This is a genomic window from Variovorax sp. VaC1 (genome assembly GCF_043658315.1).
Taxonomy (GTDB): Bacteria; Pseudomonadota; Gammaproteobacteria; order Burkholderiales; family Burkholderiaceae_C; genus Variovorax.
In genome coordinates this window covers 1,438,575-1,461,670 of sequence record NZ_JBIGLT010000001.1, presented here as the reverse complement: position 1 = coordinate 1,461,670, position 23,096 = coordinate 1,438,575, and the positions used below count along the sequence as shown (strand labels likewise).

At 68.1% G+C, this 23,096-nt stretch carries 19 protein-coding genes; 7 read left to right on the top strand and 12 right to left on the bottom strand.

Annotated elements, in window-relative coordinates; translation table 11 throughout:
• Positions 1 to 126 precede the first annotated feature (126 nt).
• Positions 127 to 2,187, top strand: a complete 2,061-nt coding sequence (gene fusA / locus ACGLHS_RS06840) for an elongation factor G (protein WP_394478062.1) — start codon at positions 127 to 129, stop codon at positions 2,185 to 2,187.
• A gap of 40 nt (positions 2,188 to 2,227) precedes the next feature.
• Here fusA and ACGLHS_RS06835 read toward each other — a convergent pair whose 3' ends face one another.
• Together ACGLHS_RS06835 and ACGLHS_RS06830 are read right to left on the bottom strand one after the other, a co-directional pair.
• Positions 2,228 to 2,626, bottom strand: coding sequence for a DUF2721 domain-containing protein (locus tag ACGLHS_RS06835; protein WP_394478060.1), 399 nt, complete (start codon positions 2,624 to 2,626; stop codon positions 2,228 to 2,230).
• An 86-nt stretch (positions 2,627 to 2,712) separates the two neighbouring features.
• On the bottom strand, positions 2,713 to 3,414 hold the full coding sequence (locus tag ACGLHS_RS06830) for a methyltransferase family protein (protein WP_394478058.1): 702 nt from the start codon (positions 3,412 to 3,414) through the stop codon (positions 2,713 to 2,715).
• Between the two features lie 200 nt (positions 3,415 to 3,614).
• Here ACGLHS_RS06830 and ACGLHS_RS06825 point away from each other — a divergent pair, with 200 nt between their 5' ends.
• Genes ACGLHS_RS06825 through ACGLHS_RS06815 form a run of 3 tightly spaced genes read left to right on the top strand, consistent with a single transcriptional unit; the run spans position 3,615 to position 7,011 of the window.
• Positions 3,615 to 5,054 (top strand): aldehyde dehydrogenase family protein, encoded by a 1,440-nt coding sequence (locus ACGLHS_RS06825; protein ID WP_394478056.1) that lies wholly within the window; start codon positions 3,615 to 3,617, stop codon positions 5,052 to 5,054.
• 47 nt (positions 5,055 to 5,101) lie between these two features.
• Entirely contained in the window at positions 5,102 to 6,016 is a 915-nt protein-coding gene (locus ACGLHS_RS06820) for a bestrophin family protein (protein ID WP_394478053.1), read from the top strand.
• 41 nt (positions 6,017 to 6,057) lie between these two features.
• A complete protein-coding gene (locus ACGLHS_RS06815) occupies positions 6,058 to 7,011 on the top strand; it encodes a phosphate acetyltransferase (protein WP_093239843.1) in 954 nt (317 codons plus the stop codon).
• A gap of 51 nt (positions 7,012 to 7,062) precedes the next feature.
• On the opposite strand, the gene mrdA is transcribed toward ACGLHS_RS06815, so the two are convergent.
• The 3 genes from mrdA to ACGLHS_RS06800 are packed head-to-tail and all read right to left on the bottom strand — an operon-like array spanning position 7,063 to position 13,850.
• The gene (mrdA, locus tag ACGLHS_RS06810) at positions 7,063 to 9,051 is read right to left on the bottom strand and encodes a penicillin-binding protein 2 (protein WP_394478050.1); all 1,989 of its coding nucleotides are present in this window, start codon (positions 9,049 to 9,051) and stop codon (positions 7,063 to 7,065) included.
• A gap of 54 nt (positions 9,052 to 9,105) precedes the next feature.
• On the bottom strand, positions 9,106 to 12,600 hold the full coding sequence (locus ACGLHS_RS06805) for an AAA family ATPase (protein WP_394478048.1): 3,495 nt from the start codon (positions 12,598 to 12,600) through the stop codon (positions 9,106 to 9,108).
• On the bottom strand, positions 12,600 to 13,850 hold the full coding sequence (locus ACGLHS_RS06800; RefSeq protein ID WP_394478046.1) for an exonuclease SbcCD subunit D: 1,251 nt from the start codon (positions 13,848 to 13,850) through the stop codon (positions 12,600 to 12,602). Before ACGLHS_RS06800 ends, ACGLHS_RS06805 begins: the two co-directional genes overlap by 1 nt.
• A gap of 121 nt (positions 13,851 to 13,971) precedes the next feature.
• On the opposite strand from ACGLHS_RS06800, the gene ACGLHS_RS06795 reads away from it, so the two are divergent.
• On the top strand, positions 13,972 to 15,048 hold the full coding sequence (locus tag ACGLHS_RS06795) for an MBL fold metallo-hydrolase (RefSeq protein ID WP_394478043.1): 1,077 nt from the start codon (positions 13,972 to 13,974) through the stop codon (positions 15,046 to 15,048).
• Between the two features lie 9 nt (positions 15,049 to 15,057).
• Here the strand turns inward: ACGLHS_RS06795 and chrA are convergent, their stop codons facing one another.
• Positions 15,058 to 16,446 carry a chromate efflux transporter gene (gene chrA, locus ACGLHS_RS06790; RefSeq protein ID WP_394478041.1) on the bottom strand — a complete coding sequence of 463 codons (1,389 nt, stop codon included), beginning with the start codon at positions 16,444 to 16,446 and terminating at the stop codon, positions 15,058 to 15,060.
• Here chrA and ACGLHS_RS06785 point away from each other — a divergent pair.
• Both ACGLHS_RS06785 and ACGLHS_RS06780 read left to right on the top strand, forming a co-directional pair.
• Complete coding sequence (locus tag ACGLHS_RS06785; RefSeq protein ID WP_394478039.1) at positions 16,445 to 16,846, top strand: hypothetical protein; 402 nt, start codon at positions 16,445 to 16,447, stop codon at positions 16,844 to 16,846. The two genes, chrA and ACGLHS_RS06785, sit on opposite strands and share 2 nt — an antisense overlap.
• Positions 16,847 to 16,953: 107 nt before the next feature.
• Positions 16,954 to 17,439: a plastocyanin/azurin family copper-binding protein gene (locus tag ACGLHS_RS06780; protein WP_394478037.1), complete on the top strand. Its 486-nt coding sequence runs from the start codon at positions 16,954 to 16,956 to the stop codon at positions 17,437 to 17,439.
• Between the two features lie 69 nt (positions 17,440 to 17,508).
• Here the strand turns inward: ACGLHS_RS06780 and ACGLHS_RS06775 are convergent, their stop codons facing one another.
• Genes ACGLHS_RS06775 through ACGLHS_RS06750 form a run of 6 tightly spaced genes read right to left on the bottom strand, consistent with a single transcriptional unit; the run spans position 17,509 to position 22,931 of the window.
• A complete protein-coding gene (locus ACGLHS_RS06775; protein ID WP_394478035.1) occupies positions 17,509 to 18,291 on the bottom strand; it encodes an SDR family oxidoreductase in 783 nt (260 codons plus the stop codon).
• Entirely contained in the window at positions 18,288 to 18,881 is a 594-nt protein-coding gene (locus ACGLHS_RS06770) for a cysteine hydrolase family protein (RefSeq protein ID WP_394478033.1), read from the bottom strand. The genes ACGLHS_RS06775 and ACGLHS_RS06770 overlap by 4 nt, the downstream gene beginning before the upstream one ends.
• Entirely contained in the window at positions 18,878 to 19,369 is a 492-nt protein-coding gene (locus tag ACGLHS_RS06765) for an aromatic-ring-hydroxylating dioxygenase subunit beta (RefSeq protein WP_394478031.1), read from the bottom strand. Before ACGLHS_RS06765 ends, ACGLHS_RS06770 begins: the two co-directional genes overlap by 4 nt.
• Positions 19,366 to 20,679 carry an aromatic ring-hydroxylating dioxygenase subunit alpha gene (locus tag ACGLHS_RS06760; RefSeq protein WP_394478029.1) on the bottom strand — a complete coding sequence of 438 codons (1,314 nt, stop codon included), beginning with the start codon at positions 20,677 to 20,679 and terminating at the stop codon, positions 19,366 to 19,368. Before ACGLHS_RS06760 ends, ACGLHS_RS06765 begins: the two co-directional genes overlap by 4 nt.
• A gap of 27 nt (positions 20,680 to 20,706) precedes the next feature.
• Positions 20,707 to 21,672 carry a PDR/VanB family oxidoreductase gene (locus ACGLHS_RS06755; RefSeq protein ID WP_394478027.1) on the bottom strand — a complete coding sequence of 322 codons (966 nt, stop codon included), beginning with the start codon at positions 21,670 to 21,672 and terminating at the stop codon, positions 20,707 to 20,709.
• Positions 21,669 to 22,931: a dienelactone hydrolase family protein gene (locus ACGLHS_RS06750; RefSeq protein ID WP_394478025.1), complete on the bottom strand. Its 1,263-nt coding sequence runs from the start codon at positions 22,929 to 22,931 to the stop codon at positions 21,669 to 21,671. The genes ACGLHS_RS06755 and ACGLHS_RS06750 overlap by 4 nt, the downstream gene beginning before the upstream one ends.
• Positions 22,932 to 23,096: the final 165 nt, after the last annotated feature.

The window sequence follows — 23,096 nt, the reverse complement described above, 5'->3', positions numbered from 1 at the left end:
CCACGCGCCGGCCACCGGCTTGCATCGGCACGGTCAATCCCGTACGCTGGCCCGACGTCCACGCGCCGTGCCCGGGCCCTAGCAGGCCGCCGGGCCGGCCTTCCGGACGTGCAAAGGAGTCCAGCCATGCCAAGCCGATCGAACGGCCTCGCGGCCGAAATGGAAGCAGTGCGAACGCTGGCGCTCGTTGGCGCAGCGGCCGCCGGCAAAAGCTCCCTCGCCGAGGCCTTGTTGTTCAAGGCGGGTGCCATCAAAGCTTGCGGCAGCATCGAGCGCGGCAGCACCGTCAGCGACCACGACCCGCTCGAGCGACGCATACAGCACTCGCTCAACGCATCGGTGATGCACCTCACGCACGCCGGCACCCGCATCCACTTCATCGACACGCCCGGCGGCCCCGACTTTCTCGGCCAGAGCCTGCCGGCCTTGGAGGCGGTCGAGACGGCGGCGGTGGTCATCAATGCCGCCACCGGCATCGAGCCGATGGCGGTGCGCATGATGGAATACGCGGCCTCGCGTCACCTCGCCCGCATGATCATCGTCAACAAGATCGACTCGCAGGGCGTCTCGCTGGCGGGCCTGCTGGCCGACATCCAGGCGACCTTCGGCCGCGAATGCCTGCCGCTGAACCTGCCCGACGGGGTTGGCAAGCAGGTGATCGACTGCTTCTTCAACCGCTTCGGGCAGTCCGACTTCGGCCCTGTCGAAGCGGCGCACCGCGCGCTGGTGGAGCAAGTGGTCGAGGTCGACGCGGCCTTCGTCGACCGCTACCTCGAAGAAGGCGACGTGAACCCGGCCGAGCTGCACGCGCCGCTCGAACAGGCGCTGCGCGAAGGTCACCTGATCCCGGTGTGCTTCGTCTCGTCGCGCAGCGGCGCCGGCGTGGCCGAGCTGCTGGACGTGATCGTCAAGCTGCTGCCCAACCCCACCGAGGCGAACCCGCCGGACTTCATCGTTGGCGAAGGTGCCGAGGCCAAGCCCATGGAGGCCAGGCCCGACCCGTCACTGCACGTGCTGGCGCATGTGTTCAAGGTCACCATCGACCCCTATGTCGGCAAGATGGGCATCTTTCGCGTGCACCAGGGCACGGTCACGCGCGACAGCCAGCTCTACATCGGCGACGGCCGCAAGCCCTTCAAGGTGGGGCACCTGTTCATGCTGCAGGGCAAGGACCATGTCGAGGTGTCGCACGCGGTGCCGGGCGACATCGTGGCGGTGGCCAAGGTCGACGAGATTCATTTCGACGCCGTGTTGCACGATGCCGCCGAAGACAGCCATGTCCATCTCGCGCCGCTGGCGTTTCCGGTGCCGGTGTACGGCCTGGCCGTGGAGCCCAAGCGCCGTGGCGACGAGCAGCGCGCCTGGGAGATTCTCGGCAAGCTCACGGCCGAAGACCCCTGCCTGCGCATCGAGCATGTGGCCGTGACCAACGAGACGGTGCTCTACGGGCTCGGCGAACTCCACCTGCGCATCGTGCTCGAGCGCCTGCGCGAGGTGTACCGCTTCGAGGTCCAGACGCGGGCGCCGCATATCGCCTACCGCGAGACCGTGACCGCGCCGGCCGCGGGCCATCACCGCCACAAGAAGCAGACCGGCGGTGCCGGCCAGTTCGGCGAAGTCTTCCTGCGCATCGAGCCGATGGCGCGCGGCGCGGGCTTCCAGTTCGGCGACGAAGTCAGGGGCGGTGCCATTCCGGGCCAGTTCATCCCCGCTGTCGAAAAAGGCGTGCGCGAGGTGCTGGCATGCGGCGCGATTGCCGGCTACCCCGTGGTCGATGTACGCGTGGTGGTGCACGACGGCAAGCACCACAGCGTCGACAGCAAGGACATCGCCTTCGCGACCGCCGGCCGCAAGGCCTTCATGGCCGCGATCCGCGAGGCCAAGCCGGTCGTGCTCGAGCCGATCGTCCAGATCGAGATTGCCGTGCCCGAGCATTCCGTCGGCGACGTCGTGAGCGACCTGTCGTCGCGGCGCGGGCTGGTCACCGGAACGTCCGCTGTGGGCGGCGGCACCGTGGCTGTCGGCGGACAGGTGCCCGAGGCCGAGCTGGCCAACTACCAGTCGCGGCTCAACGCGATGACCAGCGGCCAGGGCCGCTACACCATCGCGTTGTCGCACTACGAAGCTGTGCCGCCGACTGTCCAGCGAACGCTGATGGACCAGTACCGCGTGCACGAAGACGACTAGGAGAAGACCGGCGCAATTCGACCCGGCCCTGGCCGAAACGCTACGTCGGATTGATGCTGCGCTGGGTCACGAAGACCTCGACCAGCAGCAGCGCGTAAGTGGCGATCAGCGCGAGCATGGCCACGACGAAAAGCACCGCGACCGGACGGTCGAAGGCCAGCTCGAGTTCGTTGGCCACGAACAGCGAGCCGATCAGCAGGCAGACGATGACGCCGCACAGCGCCCCCGTCGAGATCGCCCCGTTGAGGATCTTGGCGCGGCGATTGAGCGTGCCGAGTTCGGTGTCGATGTCGATGCACTTGGCCGGCACGGCCTCGTCGCGTTCGTCCCGGCACTTGTGCATGCGGTCGTTCACCCGCGCAAGGCGGTTCGTGAGGACCGTCAGCGTGCCCCCGATGGCCGCCAGCATGAACGATGGCCCCACGGCCAGTTGGATCACGTGGGAAGTGTCTGCGTGAATACTGAGCATGAGAACAAGGGTAACCGGCGCAACGGTCGGGAACAAGATTCAAGGTTCATCAGCCATCACCAGACGCCGGGAAACAGCCGCCATCGAACACAGCGCGCATAGTCCGCGTACCCCGAAAGCCCGGCTTGCAGCAAGCGGTCTTCCAGAGCCGTCCGCACCACCAGAACCAAGGAGGCAAGCGCAGCCGGCACCAGCGCCCACCACGAACCCAGCGCAAGCGCCATGCCGAAGAACAACGCGAGCGCCGCGGCATACCCCGGATGGCGAACGAAACGGTAAGGCCCGGTGTCGATTACGCGCTGGTGCCGCTCGGACTGGATGCGAACGCCTGGCTCGAAGAACGGATTCACGGCCTGCGCCCATCCGGTCACGACGATCCCCTTGAGCATCAGGAAATAGCCCAGCACCACGACCAGATCGGGCGCGCTCGACCAGTGATAGCGCCCCGCATCGAGTGCCCCGACAGGCAATATCGCCGCCATCGCCGGCAGGATGACCGCGAGCAGCGCCTTGTCCCACCCCTTGGTGCCCGGCTGGAAGCGGCTGCGCGCGCGGTAGATCATCGGGTTGACCCGCGCGATCACCAGCGCCGAAACACCGAAGCCCAGGACCAGCACCGCAAGGAACACCCACCCCGGCCGCCAGCCGATCGAGCCCGCGGGCAAGAAGATCAGTGCAAGCAATGCCAGCGGCATGCCGATCGCGTAGGTGACCGCCATGCGCGGCGAGATCGGGGGCGGGTCTTTCGGCGCTTCCATGATGTGCTCGACGTGCTCTGCGAAGCACATCATCCGCCTCTTGCGGGCCTCGGTACAAGCCACCTCCGGCAGAGGTGTTGTCCCGAAATGGAACACAACGGCCCTCTTCCACGCTCTTCTCCATGCGGCCGTTCATCGATGTATTCTGTGATGCACAACGATTGCATCCGGCACACAGCCACCCACCAGGAGAAAGAGACATGCGCGACTACCTGAAGTTCTACATCGACGGCCGCTGGGTCGACCCCGCCCAGCCGAAGGCCATCGATGTGATCAACCCCGCAACTGAAAAATCGGCCGGCCGGATCTCGATGGGCTCGGCCACCGACGTCGACCGCGCGGTGCGTGCCGCGCGCGCCGCCTTCGCGGACTACTCGCAGACCAGCGTGCAGGAGCGCACCGCGCTGCTCGAACGCATCCTTGCCGAATACAAGAAGCGCTATGCCGACATGGCCGCCGCCATCACCGAGGAGATGGGCGCACCCGCCGCGCTGGCCCGGGACGCACAGGCCGCCATGGGCCTTGCGCATCTGCAGACAGCGCTGGAAGTGTTGAAGAACTACAGGTTCAACGAGGCACGCGGCAGCACGCTGCTGGTGAAAGAGCCGATCGGCGTGTGCGGCTTCATCACGCCTTGGAACTGGCCCGTCAACCAGATCGCCTGCAAGGTGGCGCCGGCGCTGGCCGTGGGTTGCACCATGGTGCTCAAGCCTTCGGAGATCGCGCCGTTCTCGGCCGTGATCTGGACCGAGATCATGGACGCGGCGCAGGTGCCTGCTGGCGTCTTCAACCTCGTCAACGGCGACGGGCCGACAGTGGGCGCGGCGCTCTCCAGCCACCCCGAGGTCGACATGGTGTCGTTCACCGGCTCCACGCGCGCCGGCATCGAAGTGGCCCGCAATGCCGCACCGACCGTGAAGCGCGTGCACCAGGAGCTTGGCGGCAAGTCGCCCAACATCATTCTGGAAGACGCCGACTTCCAGCACGCCGTGACGGCGGGCGTGCGCGGCGTGATGGGCAACTCGGGCCAGTCGTGCAACGCCCCCACGCGCATGCTGGTGCCCAACGCGCGCATGGCCGAGGCGCTGGCCATCGCAAAGGCGGCGGCGGAAGCCACCACGGTCGGTGACCCGGCCAGCGGCGCGGCGCTGGGCCCGGTGGTGTCGGCGGCGCAGTGGGACAAGATCCAGACGCTGATCCACAAGGGCATCGAGGAAGGCGCCACGGTGGTGGCCGGCGGCCCCGGCAAGCCCGTGGGCCTGGAAACCGGCTACTACGTCAAGCCCACGGTGCTCGGCCACGTGAACAACCAGATGACCGTGGCGCGCGAAGAAATCTTCGGCCCGGTGCTGACGATCCTGGGCTACGACACGGTCGAGCAGGCCGTCGAGATCGGCAACGACACGCCCTACGGCCTGGCGGCCTACGTGTCGGGCTCGGACCCCGAAGCGACCAGAAAGGTCGCCTCGCGTCTGCGCGCCGGGCAGGTGAACATCAACAGCGCGGCCCTCGATCTGAGCGCGCCCTTCGGCGGCTTCAAGCAGTCCGGCAACGGTCGCGAATGGGGCGATCACGCGTTCGGCGAATTCCTCGAAGTCAAGGCTATGCTGGGCTTCGCGCCGAAGGCCGCAGCAGCCTGAACTGAGCGCGGCCCGCACTGGGCCTGGGCGGGGATAATGGCCGACCGATGATCGTCCGACCCCGCCCCCATTGGCTGCGCATGCTCTTCGTGTGGCGCGGCTCGGTCCTGCCGGACATTGCGCCGCAGCTGCTCTGGACCACCGCCTTCGCGGTCCTGGTGACCGTGCTGCACGGGCAGGTGTTTCACTGGAAGGTGCCGCTCAATTTCGTGCCCTTCTCGCTCATCGGCCTGACGCTGGCCATCTTCCTGGGCTTTCGCAACAGCACGAGCTATTCGCGCTACTGGGAAGCGCGCACGCTCTGGGGCGCGCTGCTCAACGAAACCCGCTCGCTGGTGCGCCAGGCCCTGACGCTGACCGACGCGCCCGCCGAAGCCACCGTGTTGGCCACCCGGCTCATCGCCTTCGTGCATGCACTGCGCCATCAGCTGCGCGGCAGCGACCCGGCCGCCGACCTGGCGCGCCTGCTTCCGCCGGAAGACTGCGCGCGCCTGCAGGCCGCGCGCTTCAAGCCGGCCGTGCTGCTCTTGATGGTGGGCGAATGGCTGCGCGACCAGCGCCGGCAGGGCCGGCTCGACCCGATGCTGGCCCAGGCCATGGAAGTGCCGCTGGGGCGGCTGACCGAGGCGCTGGGCGGTTGCGAGCGCATCGCGAGCACGCCGATTCCGTTCACCTACGCCGTCATCATCCACCGCACCATCTACCTTTATTGCGTGCTGCTGCCCTTCGGCATGGTGGACGCCATCGGTGCCATGACGCCGGTGGTGGTCGCCTTCATCGCCTACACCTTCTTCGCGCTCGAAGCCCTGGGCGCCGAGATCGAAGAGCCTTTCGGCACCGAGCCCAACGACCTTGCGCTCGATGCGATGTCGCGCACCATCGAGGCGACCCTGCGCGAGATGATGGGCGAGCCGCAACCGCCGCGGCAAGACATCCCGCCCGACGCGTACATCCAGACATAGCCATAGCCCGCCACAGCAACCTGCCGCCAGGACCCGCCCGCATGACATCGCCCACCCCCGCCGCCCATCCGCACTATGACCGCCTGATCGTGGCAGCGCGCGAGCTGCCTGCCTTGCGCGTCGCCGTGGTCCACCCCACCAACGAGGTGTCGCTCGAAGCAGCGCTCGCCTCCGCGCGGCTGGGGCTGATCGCGCCCGTGCTGATCGGCCCGCGCGCGCGCATCGAAGCGGCCGCGCTGGCCATCGGCGCCAATCCTTCGGACCTCGTGATCGTCGATGCACCGCACAGCCACGCCGCTGCCGACCTGGCCGTTGCCATGGCGCTGCGCGGCGAGGTCGATGCGCTGATGAAGGGCAGCCTGCACACCGACGAACTGATGGGCGCCGTGGTTCGCCGCGAAGGCGGCCTGCGGACATCGCGCCGCATCAGCCATTGCTTTGTGATGGACGTGCCCGGCCATTCGCAGCCGCTCATCATTTCGGACGCTGCCATCAACATCGCGCCCACGCTCGAAGAAAAGGTCGACATCGTCCAGAACGCGATCGATCTGGCGCATGCGCTACGGATGCCGGCGGTGCGCGTCGCGCTGCTCTCGGCCACCGAGACCGTCAACGCCAAGGTGCCTTCGACGCTCGATGCCGCCGTGCTGTGCAAGATGGCCGACCGTGGGCAGATCACCGGCGCGCAGCTCGACGGGCCGCTGGCCATGGACAACGCCATCGACGCCGAGGCCGCGCGCATCAAGGGCATCAGCTCGCCGGTGGCGGGCCGCGCCAACGTGCTGATCGTGCCCGACCTCGACGCCGGCAACATGCTGGCCAAGAGCCTGACCTTCCTGGCCGGCGCCTATGCCGCGGGGATCGTGCTGGGCACGAAGGTGCCCGTGATCCTGACGAGCCGCGCCGACTCCGAGCCCGCGCGGCTCGCCTCGTGCGCCGTTGCCTCGATGCTGGCGAAGGCCGGGCGCGAGCGGCTCATCAAAGCGGTGGGCTGAGCGCCCTTCTCTCGCTCCCCCGGCCGCGCGGCGCCTGCCCCCGCCCACTCATCAGAGCGCTGAAGTTTCTTCGACGCCCTCTTCCGCTTCCGCCTGCGCCTCGAAGGCCTGCACGTCGCTCGCCGACAAGGGCTGGCCGATGGGCGCGGCGGCCCGTCCCACCCGCACCGCCGCCATGTCGGCATCGTTCGGGTATTGCCCGGAGATCCAGTAGTCGAACACGCGGCGCACGATGGGCGCCGCATGCGCCGCACCGAAGCCCGCGTTCTCGACGATGGCCGCCACCGCGATGGTGGGCGCCTCCGCCGGCGCAAAGGCCATGTACAGCGCGTGATCGCGCTGTCGTGCTTCGAGCGCCTTGCCGCTGGCCCGCGCCTTGGGCCCCAGGCTCACGGCCTGTGCCGTGCCCGTCTTGCCGGCCGAGGTGTACGCCGCACCGGCAAACACGCGGGTGCCCGTGCCGCCCTTGGTGACCGCCACCATCGCATCGCGTACCACGTTGACGTGCTTGCGCGCGTAGCCCAGGTCCTGGGCCGGCGGCTGCACCTGACGCACCACTTCTCCGGTGACCGTGTCCCTGATGGCCCGCACCAGATGCGGCTGGTAGCGCACGCCGCCGTTGGCCAGCGTGGCATTGGCCGAGGCGAGCTGCAGCATCGTGAAGTTGTTGTAGCCCTGGCCGATGCCCAGCGAAATGGTTTCGCCGGCGTGCCAGGTCTTCATGTCGGGGCGCCGGTACGCGGCACGCTTCCAGGCCTTGCTCGGCAGCACGCCGCGCGATTCGCCGATCAGGTCGATGCCGGTGAACTGCCCGAAACCCAGCGGCGCCATGAAGTCGTGGATCAGGTCGACACCCATCTCGCTGGCCAGCGAATAGAAATACGTGTTGCTCGAAAACTGGATGGCGCGGTGCATGTCGACGCCACCCAGCCCGCCCCGGTGGCTGAGGAAGGTACGGCCGCCGAAGTTGTAGAAGCCGGGGTCGTTCTCGACCTTCTCCGCCGAGCGCGTGCCGGTCTGCAGCGCCGCCATGGCCATGAAGGGCTTGTAGGTCGAGCCCGGTGGGTAGGTGCCGCGCAGCGCACGGTTCAGCAACGGATTGTCGATCGACTCGCTCAGTGCCTTCCAGCTCTCGGTGTCGATGCCTTCCACGAACAGGTTGGGGTCGAAGGTGGGCTTGCTCACGAAGGCCAGCACCTCGCCGGTCTTGGGGTCGATGGCGACCAGCGCGCCGCGGCGGTCGCCGAACATGTCTTCGACCAGCTTCTGCAGCTTGATGTCGAGCGACAGCATCACCGTCTGGCCCGGCGTGGCCGGGCGGCGGGCCAGTTGCCGCACGGCACGGCCGCCGGCCGAGGTCTCCATCTGCTCCACACCGGTCTGGCCGTGCAGGGCTTTTTCGTAGCTCTGCTCGATGCCGAGCTTGCCGATGTAGTCGGTGCCCCGGTAGTTGGCACGCTCCTCTTCTTCCCAGTCGTCCATCGCGTTCTTCTCGCGCTGGTTGATGCGGCCGATGTAGCCGATGACGTGCGACGCCACGTCGCCATGCGGGTAGGTGCGGAACAGGCGCGCCTTGATCTCGACGCCCGGAAAGCGATAGCGCTGGGCCGCGAAGCGCGCCACTTCCTCGTCGCTCAGGCGCGTGCGAATGGGGATGGAGTCGAAGCTGCGCGAGTCTTCGCGCAGTCGCTGGAAGCGGCGCCGGTCCTTGGCCGAGACCTCGACGATGGTGCCCAGCTCTTCCACCGTCGAGTGAAGGTCGCCCGCTTTCGACGGCGTGATCTCCAGCGTGTAGGCCGCGTAGTTCGACGCCAGCACCACGCCGTTGCGGTCAAGAATCTGCCCCCGGTTGGGCACCACCGGCACGATGGCCGTGCGGTTGCTCTCGGCCCGGTCGGCCAGCTCTTCGTGGCGCATGACCTGCAGGTACGCCAGGCGCGCCCCGATCAGCCCGAACCCGAACAGCACCACACAGCCGACCACCACCACACGGCGGCGAAAACGGGAAAGCTCGGCGGCGGCATCGCGGATTTCATTCATCGGAACAGCAGAAAAACTGGGTAAGAGGCCCACGCTGCCCGGAGGTTCCGCAATTCATCCGCCAGCCACCGTCTCCCTTTGAAGCTCGATGATGTTCACGCCGTCGCCGAACACTTCGCGCACGAAGGGCAACAGGTGATCGTGGTGCGTGAGAAACACGACCTGCGTTCGCGTCGACAGCTCGCGCAGCGACCGCAGCCCGGCCTTGGCGCGTGCGTCGTCGAAGTTGACGAAGAGATCGTCGGCCACGAAGGGCAATGCCTTCGCGTTCTCCAGATGAAGCTCCAGCGCGGCGATGCGCAGCGCCAGGTAGAGCTGGTCGCGCGTGCCTTCGCTCAGGCCCGAAACCTCGACCACCTGCCCGCTCTTGCGGCGGGCGTAGAGCGCGGGCGTGTCTTTCTCGTAGTCGACACCCAGCTTGGTGAAGTCGCCCAGCGTGAGTTCGCAGAACACCGTGCTGGCGCGCTGGAGCATCGGGCCCTGCTTGCGGTCGCGGTAGCGGTCGATGGCCCACTTGAGCAGCTTGCCCGCCGTCGCCACCTCCAGGTATTGCTCGGCAACCTCGCCCATCGCGGCCAGCGCTTCCTGCCGCCGTGCCTCGGCGGTTGCGGCATTGGCCTGGCCCGCGATGGCCGAAAAAGCCTGCTCGGCAGTCACGCGCTTTTGCACCAGCAGGTTCAGGCGTTCGGTCACGGCGGCAAGGTCATTGCGGGCCTGTTCGAGCAGCCCGATCACCTCGGTCGGGGCATGCCCCGAAATCTCGGCTTCGATGGCCTCGCGGGTCAAGCCGTCGCCGTCCTGAATGAGCGCCTCGCGCGCCTCGGCAAGCTCCTGGCGCAGCGCCCGCTGCCTGTCGGAACGCTCCACGAGCGGCAGCGCCGCGGCCGCGGACTCGACGCCGGCCAGGTCCAGCAAAGGTTTGAGCCGCGCGTGCACGGTGCGCACGCGAAGGCCGGCCTCGCGCTCCTGCGATTGCGCCGCTTGCAGCGCGGTCTCGGCCAGCGCGGCCTTCTGCGCCGCGCTGGTCGTTTCCTGCAGGCGTTGCGACAGGCGCCGGGACACTTCGGGCCAGTCGCCCAGCGAAAGCAACGCCGGGTCCAGTTGCGCCGCGAGCCGCCGCGCCTCGGCCTCCAACCTTTCCAGGTCGGCCCGCATGGTGTCGATGCGCTCGCGGCGGATGCCGTCCGCCTTGTCGAGCCGGTCGGCCGCCAGGTTCGCGAGTTCGACCGCGCCTTCGGCTTCGGCGAAGGTCGCGGAAGCGGCTTGCAGCGTCGCGCTGCGCAGGGCCGCGGACCACTGGAGCGTCCACGCCTCGTGCTCGCGCTTGGCCGATTCGGCGTTCGCCTTCAGGCTTTCCAGCGCGCGTTGCGCCTGCTTCACCTGCTGCTGCAACCCGCTCTTTCGGGCGTGCATCGCGTCGGCATGGCTCACATGGAGGCTGGCCGCCGTGCAAAGCGCAGCGAGATCGTCTTCGGCCTGAATGGCTACCGCCGCACCCTTGAGCGCCGAAGCCAGCGCCTCGCATGCGCGGCGCGAGGCCGAGGCTTCTTCGTCCAGATCGCGTTGCCGTTGCGCCAGCATGTCCTGCGCCTCGAGCGCCTCGGCCCGCTTGCCGAGCCAGTCGGCGGCATCGTCCAGCGGCATGTCCGTCCAGCCGGCAGCGGCTGCCGCCGTCGACCAGCTCCGGTCGATTTCTTCGAGCGTGGCCGTGCGTTCGGCAAGCTGCTGCGCGCAGCGCGGAACATCGGCCTTCGCCCGTTCCAGCCGCTGCCTGATGCCTTGCAGGGTTGCTGCATCGGTCGCGGTGCCGAGCTGCGAATCGACCAGCTCGTCCGCCAGACGGATCGCCGCATCGAGCACGGGCGCACCAGCGGCGACCGGCACATCGCCGCGCTTGATCGATGTCCACGTCACGTCGCGGTTCGCGCGCGCCTCGCGCACTTCGGTCGGCGTGACCACCTTGTGTGCGTGCTCGAATTGCGCCACCTCGAGTTCGAGGCGGGCCGTTTCGGCATGGGATTCGTCCAGCTTCTCGCGCGCATGCGCACACGCCGTCGCGGCCTCGTGGCGCTGGCGTTGCAGCGCCGAGATTCGCGCGGTGGACGGCGCCTGCATGGCACGCAGCGTGTCGACCGGCGCGCGCCAGCGGCCCAGCGCCGCCAGCGCGTGGTTCAGCCGCTCGTTGGCCTGCTCGACCCCGGCACTCAAGGTCCGCAGCCGGGCACCGCTGTTCTTGAGCGGCAAGGCTTCATCGAGCGCCTGCCGCAATGCCATCGGCACTTCCGAGGCCTGCAGGCCCTGCAGCTCCGCGAGGTCGCCGTCGAGGTCTGCCGTCTTCTGCCGCACCGCTTCTTCGGCGCTGCGCATCGTCTGGTGCACCGCGCCACGGTCTCGCAACAGGTTCGAAACGGCCTTCAGCGCCAGCGCGGTCGGCAAGCTGGCGCGAATGCCGGCCTCGTCCCCCGGCCAGCCCAGTTGCGCGGCGGCGGCCCTGGCTTCTTCGAGCAGCCGGTCGACTTCGGCCTGCCGCAAAGGCAGGTCGCGCGGATGGTTCACGCACAGGCTTCGCATCGCGTCGAGCGCTTCGATGTCCTTGCGGAACGCCAACACGGTGCGGTCGAACGACACCTCGTCGCACGCGGCCTGCAGCGTCTTCACGTCGGCGGTGCGTGCCTGCAGGAGAGATTCGGCGGACGCCAGCTCGGCCGCGGCAGTGTTCAGGTCGACAAGGGCACTGGACGGAAACTCGGTCACCTCGCCCTGTTCCGCGAGCGCCGCCAGTTCGGCTTCGCGGCTCTGCAGCTTGAGCAGGAACGGCGCAAGCCGCCGCACGCGCTCCAGCCGGGAGCGCACCGCTTCCAGCGACTGGCGCCGGGCTTCTTCGGTGGCGATCTCGCCGTGCACCTCGTCCAGCGCGCTCCTCGCATCGCTCCAGACCTTCGTCTTGACCTGTGCGTTCTTCAGCTCGGCGCTGGCTTCGTCCAGGCGCTGCGCGGCCTGCGCATAGTCGCTGCTGGCCTTGCGCGGCGCCCACAGGCTGCTTGCCTGCTTTTCCAGCGCCTCGCGCACCGGGCCAAGGCTCGCGATGCCGGCCGCCGACTGGAACAGCACGCGCCCGACGTCCTTCGAGCCATCGAGGATGCTCTTGCCGCCTTCGACAAGCTGCTCGTGGTCCATGCAGAACATCTGCTCGAAGAAGGCCTTGTCGGCGGACCCGAGGAAGGGCGCGAGATGGTTTTCGGGCAGCGTGGCGTCGTCCGGCGTGCGCAGCGGCGTTCTTCCACGCGCCCGGTGAAAGACCGTGTCGCCCGCTTCGCTTTCCAGCGCGCCGCCAAGGCGCATCTCGGTGAGCGCATGCCTGAAGTCGAGCTTCGTGCGCAGCGGCATGCCGAACAGCAGCTCGGAAATGGCATTGCGCACGGTCGACTTGCCGGCCTCGTTGGGCCCGACGATCACGTGGAAATCGCACGCGGCTTTGGCGAATTCGATGGACGTGCCATCGAACTTGCCGTACTTGAGAAGTTGCAGTTGCCTGAGGCGCATCGCCATCACTCCCCGTCCATCAGGCTGGCCAGCAATGCCGGCGAGACATGCGCGAGCAACGCGCTGAAATCGCCCTCACGCGCCAGCGCAAGGAAGGGCACGTCTTCCTTCACGTCGGCGGGCACCTTGCCGAAGAAAGGCTGCAACTCGCTGCGCAACTGTTCCAGAAAGGCCGGGTCGGCTGCCGCCTCGCCAAGAATCTCCTGCAGGTCGGCAATCGCGTCCATGCGGGCGCCGACATCGTTCACCACATCGAAAGGCCGCGTCGCGAGCTTCACCTTTTCGAGCCAGAGCCGTTCGTTGCCGATGGCCGCGATCTGCCCCAGCACTTCGGCGCGCAGTTCATGCGCCTTGCCGAACAGCGCACCATGCGCCCGCGAGCGCCCGATCAGCGTGACCCGAACGGCGCGCGGCACGTGGCTGTCGACCTGCAGCAGGTCTTCGAGCGAGCGCCCGACCTGGCGGGCCACGTCGGCCATCGAATGGCATTCCGACGCATCGACCGCCACCGACTCCCAGCGCAGCACATCGAGGTAGAGCCGCTCGACCTGCGTGCGGCCCTCTTCCACCGTCACCAGCACCGCGCCACGGCGGCCGGTCTCGCGGATGTGCCGCCCCTGCAGGTTGCCGGGGAAGACGATCTCGGACTGCTCCGACCAGTGCTGGAACTCGTGCACATGGCCCAGCGCCCAGTAGTCGTAGCCCCGGGCATTGAGTTCGGCCCGCGAGCACGGGGCGTAGTTGGCATGGGCGCTGTAGCCCTCCAGCGCCGTGTGCAGCACGCCGATGTTGTAGTAGCCGGCCACGGGCTCCGGGTAGCGCAGCACGAGGTTGTCGGTGATGGCCTTGTCCTTGAAGCTCTGGCCATGCAGCGCGACCTTCAGGTCGTCCAGCCGGTGCACCTCGGGCTTGCGCGAAGAAAAGCTCTGCACGTTGTCGGGCAAGGTGAGCTTTCGGGTCATTTCGCTTTCGGCATCGTGGTTGCCGAACAGCACAAACACCCGGATGCCCGCGCGCTTCAGGCGCCCCATCTCCTTGCTGAAGAAGATGCCGGTGTTGTGGTCTTTCCAGTCGCCGTCGTACAGGTCGCCGGCGATCACGACGAAGGCCACCTGCTCTTCGATCGCGCGCTCGACCAGTTGGGAAAACGCGTCGCGCGACGCGTTGCGCAGCAGTGCGGCGGGCGCGTCGGGGTACGCGCTCAGGCCGTGCAAGGGGCTGTCGAGATGGATGTCCGCGGCATGAATGAATTTCACGCGGCCTCGCTTCGTTGATGGTGGGTATCGGGCAACCGCGCATTATCGGTTCCGCTGCATCGGCGCATGGAGCACGCGGCGCGGGCCGGCGTCACAATCCACCTCTCAGGAGATACACACGATGGACGGTCTGGAAGAAACGGCGGAAGCGGCCAAGGGCAAGCTCATATATCCCTTTGCGGAGCTTCCGCAACGCGGCAAATCGATCGAGGTGGCGGCCGGCGTGCACTGGATACGCATGCCGCTGCCCTACTCGCTCGATCACATCAACCTGTGGGCACTGGACGACGGCGACGGCTGGGCCGTGGTGGACACGGGCGTGCGCACCGAAGAAACCGTGGCCGTCTGGCGCGAGCTGTTCGCCAACTCGCCCGACACGCGCGGCCTGACCCGCGTCTTCGTGACGCACATGCACCCCGACCACGTGGGCATGGCCGGCTGGCTCACGCGCAAGTTCGGCGTGCGGCTGTGGATGACGCGCGCCGAATACATGATGTGCCGCGTGATGGTGTCCGACACCGGCCGCGAGGCGCCCGACGACGCCATCGGCTTCTACCGGCGCGCCGGCTGGGGCGACGCGGCCATCGAGACCTACCGCACGCGCTTCGGCAACTTCGGCAAGCACATCCATCCGCTGCCCGACAGTTTTCGGCGGCTGCGTGACGGCGAGACGCTGCGCATCGGCGCGCACGACTGGCGCGTGGTGACCGGCAACGGCCATTCACCGGAGCATGCCTGCTTGTACTGCCCCGACTTGAAGGTGCTGATCTCGGGCGACCAGATCCTGCCGCGCATTTCGTCGAACGTGTCGGTGTCGCCCGTCGAGCCCGACGCCAACCCGATGGGCGACTGGCTCGCGTCGCTGGCCAAGCTCAAGCGCGAGATTCCCGACGACGTGCTGGTGCTGCCATCGCACAACGAATGCTTTCGCGGCCTGCATGCGCGCATCGACAGGCTGCAGACGGGCCAGGAACGCGCGCTCGACCGCCTGAAGAACGCGCTGAAGACCCCCAAGCGCGCAGTGGATGTGTTCGGCAGCCTGTTCGCGCGCGCCATCGCCGAATCCGACGTTCCGCTGCTGGGCATGGCGACGGGCGAAAGCCTGGCGTGTCTGAACTACCTGCTGCACCGCGGCGAAATCGCCCGCGACACGGACGACGCCGGCATCGACTGGTACCGGGCCACCGCCGCGGCCTGAACGCCGCGGTCAGCGCAGGCCCGGCGCCAGCAGCGTGATCGCGAGCCCTGCGGCGCCGCACAGGCCCAGCAGCGGCATCACGCCGATCTTGAAGCGGAACAGCGCCACGGCGGCCAGCACCGCGATGACGGCCGAGACCACGTCGAAGTGCCCGCCGAAGCCTTGCGGCCAGAGCACGTGGTACGCGAAGAACAGTGCCAGGTTCAGGATCACGCCCACCACCGCGGCCGTGATGGCCGACAGCGGTGCCGTGAAGCCCTGCCGGCCGTGCGTGGCCTCGATGGCCGGGCCACCCGCCAGGATGAAGATGAACGACGGCAGGAAGGTGAAGAAGGTGACCACGCTGGCCGCCAGCGCGCCCGACAAAAACAGCGCTTCAGGCCCGAGCGCCTGCTTGAGCCACCCGCCGACAAAGCCGACGAAGGCCACGACCATGATGAGCGGACCGGGCGTGGTTTCGCCGAGCGCCAGGCCATCGATCATCTGCGCGCCCGACAGCCACTGGTACTGCTCGACGGCCCCCTGGTAGACGTACGGCAGCACCGCATACGCGCCGCCGAAGGTCAGCAGCGCGGCCTTGGTGAAGAACCAGCCCATCTGCGTCAGCGTGCCGTGCAGGCCTTGCACGGCGACGAGCGCGCCCATCGCCAGCAACCACAGGCCCAGCCCGACGCCCAGCACCTTGGCCAGGTGCGAGCGCGAAAAGCGCGCGTGCGGCGGCGGTGGCGTGTCGTCGTCGATCAGCGCGGGGCCGTAGCTCTTGCTGGCGCTGCCATGGCCGCCGCCGATCGCGAACACCTCCGGGTGCCATCGCGCGCCGAAGTAACCGATCAGGCCGGCGCCGATCACGATGGCCGGGAACGGGGTGTCGAACGCGAAGATGGCGATGAAGGCCGCGGCCGCGATGCCCCACATCCACCCGTTCTTCAGCGCGCGGGTGCCGATGCGATGCGCCGCGTGCACCACCAGCGCCGTCACCGCCGGCTTGATGCCATAGAAGATGCCCGCCACCACCGGCACGTTGCCGAAGCGCAGGTAGACCCACGACAGTGCGATGAGGATGAACAGCGAGGGCAGCACGAACAGCGCACCGGCCACGATGCCGCCTTTCGTGCGGTGCATCAGCCAGCCGATGTAGGTCGCCAGTTGCTGGGCCTCGGGGCCGGGCAGCAGCATGCAGAAGTTGAGCGCATGGAGAAAGCGCTTTTCGCTGATCCAGCGCCGGCGCTCGACCAGCTCGGTGTGCATCAGCGCGATCTGCCCCGCCGGTCCGCCGAAGCTGATGAAGCCCAGCTTGAACCAGAAGCGCAGGGCTTCGGCGAACGAAACGGGCTGGATCGCCGATGCGGGCACCGGCGCTGCGGGTGGCTGTGAGGTGTCCACGGAGGCCTTCGTCATGGGTCGCACACATTACCAACATGTAATCTCCGGCGGACGACGCGCCGATAAAATTTTTGGCATGTGTCGTTTCCGTGCGTGGCTTCTGTGGGCGTTGATGCTTGCGATTCCCTTCCAGGGGTTCGCGGCCGTGTCCCAGGCGTTTTGCGCACCATCGTCGCCGTCGCTGCCATTGGCCTCGCAGGCGGTGCACGCCGCGTCTTCTTCACATGACCACGCCATACCGGACGGCGATACCGCCCACAAGTGCGGCACCTGCGGTGCCTGCCAGGCTGCGGCGCTGATGCCTTCGGCTACCGCCGTGGCCTTCCCGCATCTGCCGGCGGCGGACCTGGTGCCGCTACCCAGTGCCCTGCGGGTCCTTGTGCCCGGCGTTCCCGAAAAACCTCCTCGCGCCTGAGCGCGCCCGTGCCCCTGCACCCGTGATCCGTCGCGGGTGCGGCCGTGCGCGCCCGCTCATCTGGCTCCCGGTTTTTCCCTCACATACCCCGACACACAAGGAATTTCATGAAAACGCTTCACTCCCTGGCCCTGTTCGCCCTTTCCGTATTCGCCGCCGCGAGCGCCAACGCGGCCGGCAGCCATGCGGGCGATCACGCCGACGACGACGCCGTGGGCAAGCCCGGCGTGGCGGCGAAGGTCACGCGCACGGTCAAGGTTGACATGACCGACTCGATGCGCTTCACTCCCGCCAACATAGACGTCAAACAGAACGAGACCGTGCGCTTCGTCGTCACCAACTCCGGCAACCTCAAGCACGAACTCGTGCTCGGCACCGAGAAGGATCTGAAGGCGCACTACGAGGCGATGAAGAAGAACCCCGAGATGGAACACGCCGAGCCGAACATGGTGACGCTCGCGCCCGGCAAGACGGGCGAGATCGTCTGGCAGTTCACCAAGGCCGGCAAGGTCGATTTCGGCTGCCTTCAGCCCGGCCACTACGACATGGGCATGAAGGGCGCCGTGAGCGTGGCCAAGGCGTCCGGCAAGTAGGCCAACACGCAAGCGTCCATGGGGTCACGGCCCCATGCGGTGGCCGGCTTCGTTGCCGGCCCCTTCGGCCTACCCGCCGAACCAGTCCCGGGCCGAACGCCCCTGGTCCGGCCCGAGCATCGAGAACCCGCCGTCGACCGGAATGTCCGCGCCCGTCACGAAGCGCGCGGCGTCCGAGCAAAGGAACAGCACCACCTGCGCGACGTCGTCGGCGTCGCCCGCGCGGCCCAGCGGGTGCATCGGTGCCGCGACACGGTCCGCGTGCGCCCGGTCGCCGCCGGCCATGCGGGATAGTGCATCGGACCACGTCCAGCCCGGCGACACCGAGTTCACCCGCACCCGCCGCGGCGCCAGGCTTGCCGCCTGATTGCGCGTGAGCTGCAGGATCGCCGCCTTGGCCGCGGGATACAGCGCCCGCCCCGCCGCGCCGAACTTGCCCCCGACGCTGCCCATGTTCACGACCGCTCCGCCCTGCGCCGCCAGCGCGTCGGCGGTCTTCTGTACCAGCATCGCGCCGGAGACCAGGTTGACATCGAGCGCCTGCAGCCATTCGCCGCGCGAAGCCTCCAGCCCCTTGTCGCCGTAGACCACCGCGTTGTTGACCAGGAAGTCGATGCGGCCCGCGCCGGCGAGCACGTCGGCCACCAGCGCGTCGAGCGCTGTGTCGGACGCGATGTCGCAGGCCACGAAGCGGCAGCGCGGGCCCAGCTCGGCCTGCAATGCCTCGCCCCGCGCGGTATCGATATCGACCGCAAACACCTGTGCCCCGCCTTGCACGAAGGCCCGCACGATGGCGCTGCCGAGCATCGCGGCTGCGCCGGTGACGATGGCGACTTTTCCTTCGAAGTTCATGGCGTGGCCTCCATCTGCGCGATCGCGCCGTCGACGTTCATCACCTCCGCAAGCATCGCCAGCGTTTCGAGGCTGGCTGCATGCAGATGCGCTTGCGCGGTGCTGCAGGCATCGGCAACCACCGCCACGTCGTAGCCCAGGTCGCTGGCGTGGCGCGCGCCATGCTCGACCACGTGATTGGTCGCGATGCCCGCCACATAGAGGCGTGAGGCGCCGGTGCGGCGCACGGCCTCTTCAAGCCCGCTGGCCCAGAACGGGTTGTTCCGCTTGTGCGTGACGATGGCTTCGCCCGGCAACGGCGCGAGTTCGCCATAGAACTCCGCGCCCCACGACCCGTCGAGCACCGCGCCGGTTTCGGCCACGCGCCGGAACAGCGTGCAGTTGCGCAGGCAGTCCGCATAGCCGGGCGCAAAGGCGATGCGCACGAAGATCACCGGCACGCCGTTCGCCCGCGCGCCGGCGATCAGGCGCGCGGCCGAGGCGATCAAGCGGGGCCGCGCGGGGTCGTCGGCCGCCACGCCCACCCGCACCTTGCCATCGACGTGCAGCACGTCGTTCTGGTAGTGCATGGCCAGCAGCGCGGCCGTCACATGAACACCTGCAGGGCTTCGTGCGGCGCGTCGCAATTGACGAGGTCGACGCGCTTGGTCTGCATGCGCAGTTCGCCGCCGTCGCGCCGCAGGGTGTGCAGCACGCTGCCGCCGAAGGTGCGCTGCTCGGTCTTGCGCCATTCGAGCAGCAGGAAGGTCGAGCGCACGACGAGGCCCCCTTCGGTCTCACTGCGCGATTCGAGCGAGATGTTGCCCAGCACATGCACCGTGCGCGTGGGCGGCTGCTGCGAATAGGCGCGCGCCTGTTCGAGCCGCCGCGCCCGCATCGAGCGCAACAGCGCGTCTTCGCAGAACAGCGACGCGTGGTTGATGTGGTCGGTCTGCCCGTGCACCAGCGGCACCCAGTACAGCCCGCCGGGCGTGAAGAGGCGCTGCCATTCATCCCAGCGGTGTTCGTCCAGGAGGCGTGCCTCGTGGTGCAGGAACTGGGTGATCTCCTGTTGCTCGTGCCAGTCGTTGAAGTTCATGCTGCACCTCCGGCCTGCACGCCCATGTACGACGCCCAGGCGGCAAACATGTTGCGCGACGGCATCTCGCTGTTGCCGGTGGAGGCGCGCCCGCCCGGCAAGGGCTGGTCGCGCCCTGCCGCGCGGTGCATGCTGACCCAGTCGCCGCCGTCGGAGCCCAGCCCTTCCTGCACGCGGTTGTAGGCCTCCAGGTCGTCGGGCATGACGTTCGACGAAGGCGAGTTGACGATGTTGGTGTATTTCAGCGTGCGCTGGAAGCTCGCCTCCGGCGCGCCCTTCAGCCTGAAGCTGAAGATCTCGACCAGCGTGCGGTCGACCGACAGCGGCCGGATCACGCGGATCTGCTGGAACGAGGTGTGCGGCGAGCAGCTCGGGTACACGATGGTGTTGTGCCGGTTCACGCGAAGAATCTCGTCGGCACGCTGCGCGCCCTGGCTGGCCTCGAGCGAGGCCACGTAGGCCAGGCTCACCGGGTCGGTGGGCGGCACAAAGATGCCTTCCATGAAGCCGTGGCCGTGGTCGTAGCCCTTGAGTTCGAGGTTGGCCCAGAACTCCAGCGGCTCGCCGTTGCCGTCGACGATCACCACCTCGAAGGGCTTGCGCGTGCCGGCCGGCATGGCTTCGTATTCTTCCTTGGCCGCGCGCCACGACGATTCGTGTGTGGCCACCGCGTGGATGGTGTCGTGCAGGTTCTCGAAGAAGATCTTCCAGTTGTTGCGCTGGATCACCCGCTGCACGCCGCCGGCCACCTCCACCTCGCCATCGGGGGCGCGGTCGCAGAAGTTGTCGAGCGAGGTGGCCACGCCGCCCAGAAACTCCGTCAGCCCGGGGCCTTCTTCGGACAGGCTCGCGAACACGAAGCCGCGGTGGATTGCCACGCGCGCCACCTTGCGCACCGAGTGCGAACCGTCCTTGAGATCGAGCGCCGTGTCTTCATAGCCGCTGCGCAGCGGCACCGACAGCAGGCTGCCGTCGCACTTGAAAGTCCAGCCGTGGTACAGGCACCGCAAGAACTTGCCGGCGCTGCCGCTGCCGTCGGGCACGATCTTGGCGCCCTTGTGCGGGCAGCGGTTGTACAGCACGTTCACTTCGCCGTCGGTGTGGCGCACCATCACCACGGGCTCGCGGCCCAGGCGCGTGGTGAAGTAGTCGCCGACGTTCGGCACCTGGCTTTCGTGGCCCACGTACAGCCAGGCTTGGCCGAAGACGCGGTCCATCTCCAGCTCGAAGATGGCGGGGTCGGTGTAGACGCGCTTGTGCACGCGGTCAGGCTGCACGAGCGCCTGCAGGTCGATGGTGGTTGTCGTCATGGGGGTGGGTCTCCTGAAACTTCGTCGTCAGATGTCGAGCACCAGGTGCGGCGTCTTGGCGCGCGACACGCAGGTACACAGGGTCCGGCCTTCGGCCTTTTCGCGTTCGCTGAGGTTGTGGTCGCGGTGGTCGGGAATGCCCTCGACCACATCGATGGCGCACACGCCGCAGTCGCCCTGGCGGCAGTCGTACAAGGGGTCGAGCCCGGCGGCGATGAGCACGTCGAGCAGGCTCTGTTGCGGTGAAACGGTCAGCGTCTTGCCCGAGCGCAGGGTGCGCACCTCGAAGGCCGTGTCGCCCGTCTGCTCGAGGGCGCCGGCGAACAGCTCGCAGTGCACATGGTCGTCGGGCCATCCGAGCGCGCGGGCCGTGTCCACCACGGCCTGCACCATGCCCCGCGGGCCGCACACATGCAGATGGCGGCCCGGTTGCGGGTTTGCCAGCACCGCTTGCAGCACAAGCCCGCGCGACGGGTCGCCGCCATCGTGAACCACCTGTCCGCCCAGTGCGCGCACTTCATGCAGATAGGCCGTCGCCTCCTCGCTGCGGGTGGCGTAGTGAAAGTCGAAGGGCAACCCTTCGGCCGCCAGCGCCCTTGCCATGCACAGCAGCGGCGTGATGCCGATGCCACCGGCGATCAGCAACGGCGGCGCGCTTCCCTTGTGCAGTGCGAAGTCGTTGCGCGGCGGGTGCGTGGCAATGACGGCGCCCTGCGCAAGGCCGTGCATCCAGGCGGAGCCGCCCGCGCCCTGCGGCTCGCGGAGCACGGCGATCTCGTAGCAGTCATCGCCGGCATGCGGCGCCACCAGCGAATACGCACGCTGCCCGGCACGCCCATTGGGCTGGACCACCTGCACGCCCAGGTGCGCGCCCGGCGCGAACGGCGGCAGCGCACCGCCTCGCGCATCGCGCAGCACGAAGGACGTGATGGCCGGCGTGAGCGGCTTCACCGCCGCCACCACGAGTTCCAGCATGGCGTCGGCTTCTTTCATCCCAGGGGCAGCGCGGGGTCGGCAATGGTCAGTCCGTTCGACTTCGACCAGCGCGGCATCAACGTGTTCGACGGGTGCGTTTCGTCCACCAGCTTGCGCGCGGTTTCCACGCCGGCCACCGGCAGGCCCTTCGTGTCGAGCAGGCCGATCTGCGTGAGCACGCTGGCCTGGTCCCAGTAGATGTGCTCGTGATAGAGCTTGTCCCCGCGGAACTTCACGATGGCCACGAGCGGAATTTCCACCGGCTTGCCGGTGGGCGCGATGCCCGGCAGCATCCAGTCGATCTCGACCGTGTGGGTGAAGCAGAACAGCATTTCGTCGACGATCTGCGTCGCGCCCACGGTGCGCGAGATGGGCGTGAGCCGCGTGTCCGGCGGCGTGCTCGGAATGAAGTGGTGCTTGTAGAAGCGCGACAGCTCCTTGGCCCCCACTCCGCCGGTCATGGTCGGAATGTGGTTGACGTAGGGCTCGCTCACCATCGTGGCCATGGTGGCGACCACGTCGCGCGTGGCGAACTCGTACTCGCAGTGCTTGTCCCAGAGCGCCGACAGGTCGTAGACAGGGCCGATGGCCTCCTTGAACAGCGCCATGGAGCGCTGGTGCGCCATCAGGGTGGAAGGCTTGTCGAAATGCTCGCCGCCGGTGCGCGCGAACGCGTGGTCCACGCCGGGGTAGACGTACATCTGCGCGCCCGGCTTGCCGACGAAGGCATCGAGCACCTGCGCGCGCGCCTCGGCCGGGCAGAACTTGTCGAGTTCGGCGAAGTGCAGCGCGATCGGGCATTCGATCTTGGGCACTAGGTCGAGTGCCGCCTCGATGCCGACGCCGTAGTAGCCCACGGCCGCGTCCACGCCCGAATGCGCGGCCGCCAGGTAGGCCAGCTTGCCGCCCAGGCAAAAGCCCAGTGCGCCGACCTTGCCGGTGCAGGCCGGGTGCGCGCGGAGCGCCTTCACGCTGGCGGTGACGTCCGCGATGCCGGCGGCGATGTCGAACTTCTGGAAGAAGCCGAAGGCGCGCTGCCAGTCTTCCGGCGAATAGCCCAGATCGACGTTGGGCTCCATCCGCCAGAACAGGTCGGGCGCCAGCACCACGTAGCCTTCTTCGGCATAGAGATCGGCCACCTCGCGCACGTAGTCGTTGATGCCGAAGATCTCCTGGCACAGCACGATGCCGGGGCCGCGCCCCGAGGCCGGCAGGGCCAGGTAGCCGCGAAAGGTCTGGCCGCCGTCGGTGGCCGGGATGTCGATGTACTGACTCATCGTGGGTGTCTCTCGAAGTGGTGGAAGTAGTGGAGATGGGTGGGGTTTGCGGGGCATTCTGGGCAGCGCCCTCCCCGCTGTCTGTCCATTTCGTGCAGGCCGCGTCGCTGCAAAAAGCGGATAGCCGCCCGCCATGGCGGCACGCAGACTCCGACCCGCGCTTCG

Excerpts from the sequence above, each read along its gene's own strand:
- ACGLHS_RS06805 (WP_394478048.1), bottom strand. The coding sequence starts at position 12,600 with ATGGCGATGCGCCTCAGGCAACTGCAACTTCTCAAGTACGGCAAGTTC.
- ACGLHS_RS06765 (WP_394478031.1), bottom strand. The coding sequence starts at position 19,369 with ATGAACTTCAACGACTGGCACGAGCAACAGGAGATCACCCAGTTCCTG.
- ACGLHS_RS06760 (WP_394478029.1), bottom strand. The coding sequence starts at position 20,679 with ATGACGACAACCACCATCGACCTGCAGGCGCTCGTGCAGCCTGACCGC.
- mrdA (WP_394478050.1), bottom strand. The coding sequence starts at position 9,051 with ATGAATGAAATCCGCGATGCCGCCGCCGAGCTTTCCCGTTTTCGCCGC.
- ACGLHS_RS06785 (WP_394478039.1), top strand. The coding sequence starts at position 16,445 with ATGGGTCGCACACATTACCAACATGTAATCTCCGGCGGACGACGCGCC.
- ACGLHS_RS06750 (WP_394478025.1), bottom strand. The coding sequence starts at position 22,931 with ATGAGTCAGTACATCGACATCCCGGCCACCGACGGCGGCCAGACCTTT.
- ACGLHS_RS06780 (WP_394478037.1), top strand. The coding sequence starts at position 16,954 with ATGAAAACGCTTCACTCCCTGGCCCTGTTCGCCCTTTCCGTATTCGCC.
- ACGLHS_RS06755 (WP_394478027.1), bottom strand. The coding sequence starts at position 21,672 with ATGAAAGAAGCCGACGCCATGCTGGAACTCGTGGTGGCGGCGGTGAAG.
- fusA (WP_394478062.1), top strand. The coding sequence starts at position 127 with ATGCCAAGCCGATCGAACGGCCTCGCGGCCGAAATGGAAGCAGTGCGA.
- ACGLHS_RS06825 (WP_394478056.1), top strand. The coding sequence starts at position 3,615 with ATGCGCGACTACCTGAAGTTCTACATCGACGGCCGCTGGGTCGACCCC.
- ACGLHS_RS06775 (WP_394478035.1), bottom strand. The coding sequence starts at position 18,291 with ATGAACTTCGAAGGAAAAGTCGCCATCGTCACCGGCGCAGCCGCGATG.
- ACGLHS_RS06795 (WP_394478043.1), top strand. The coding sequence starts at position 13,972 with ATGGACGGTCTGGAAGAAACGGCGGAAGCGGCCAAGGGCAAGCTCATA.
- ACGLHS_RS06820 (WP_394478053.1), top strand. The coding sequence starts at position 5,102 with ATGATCGTCCGACCCCGCCCCCATTGGCTGCGCATGCTCTTCGTGTGG.
- chrA (WP_394478041.1), bottom strand. The coding sequence starts at position 16,446 with ATGACGAAGGCCTCCGTGGACACCTCACAGCCACCCGCAGCGCCGGTG.
- ACGLHS_RS06815 (WP_093239843.1), top strand. The coding sequence starts at position 6,058 with ATGACATCGCCCACCCCCGCCGCCCATCCGCACTATGACCGCCTGATC.
- ACGLHS_RS06830 (WP_394478058.1), bottom strand. The coding sequence starts at position 3,414 with ATGGAAGCGCCGAAAGACCCGCCCCCGATCTCGCCGCGCATGGCGGTC.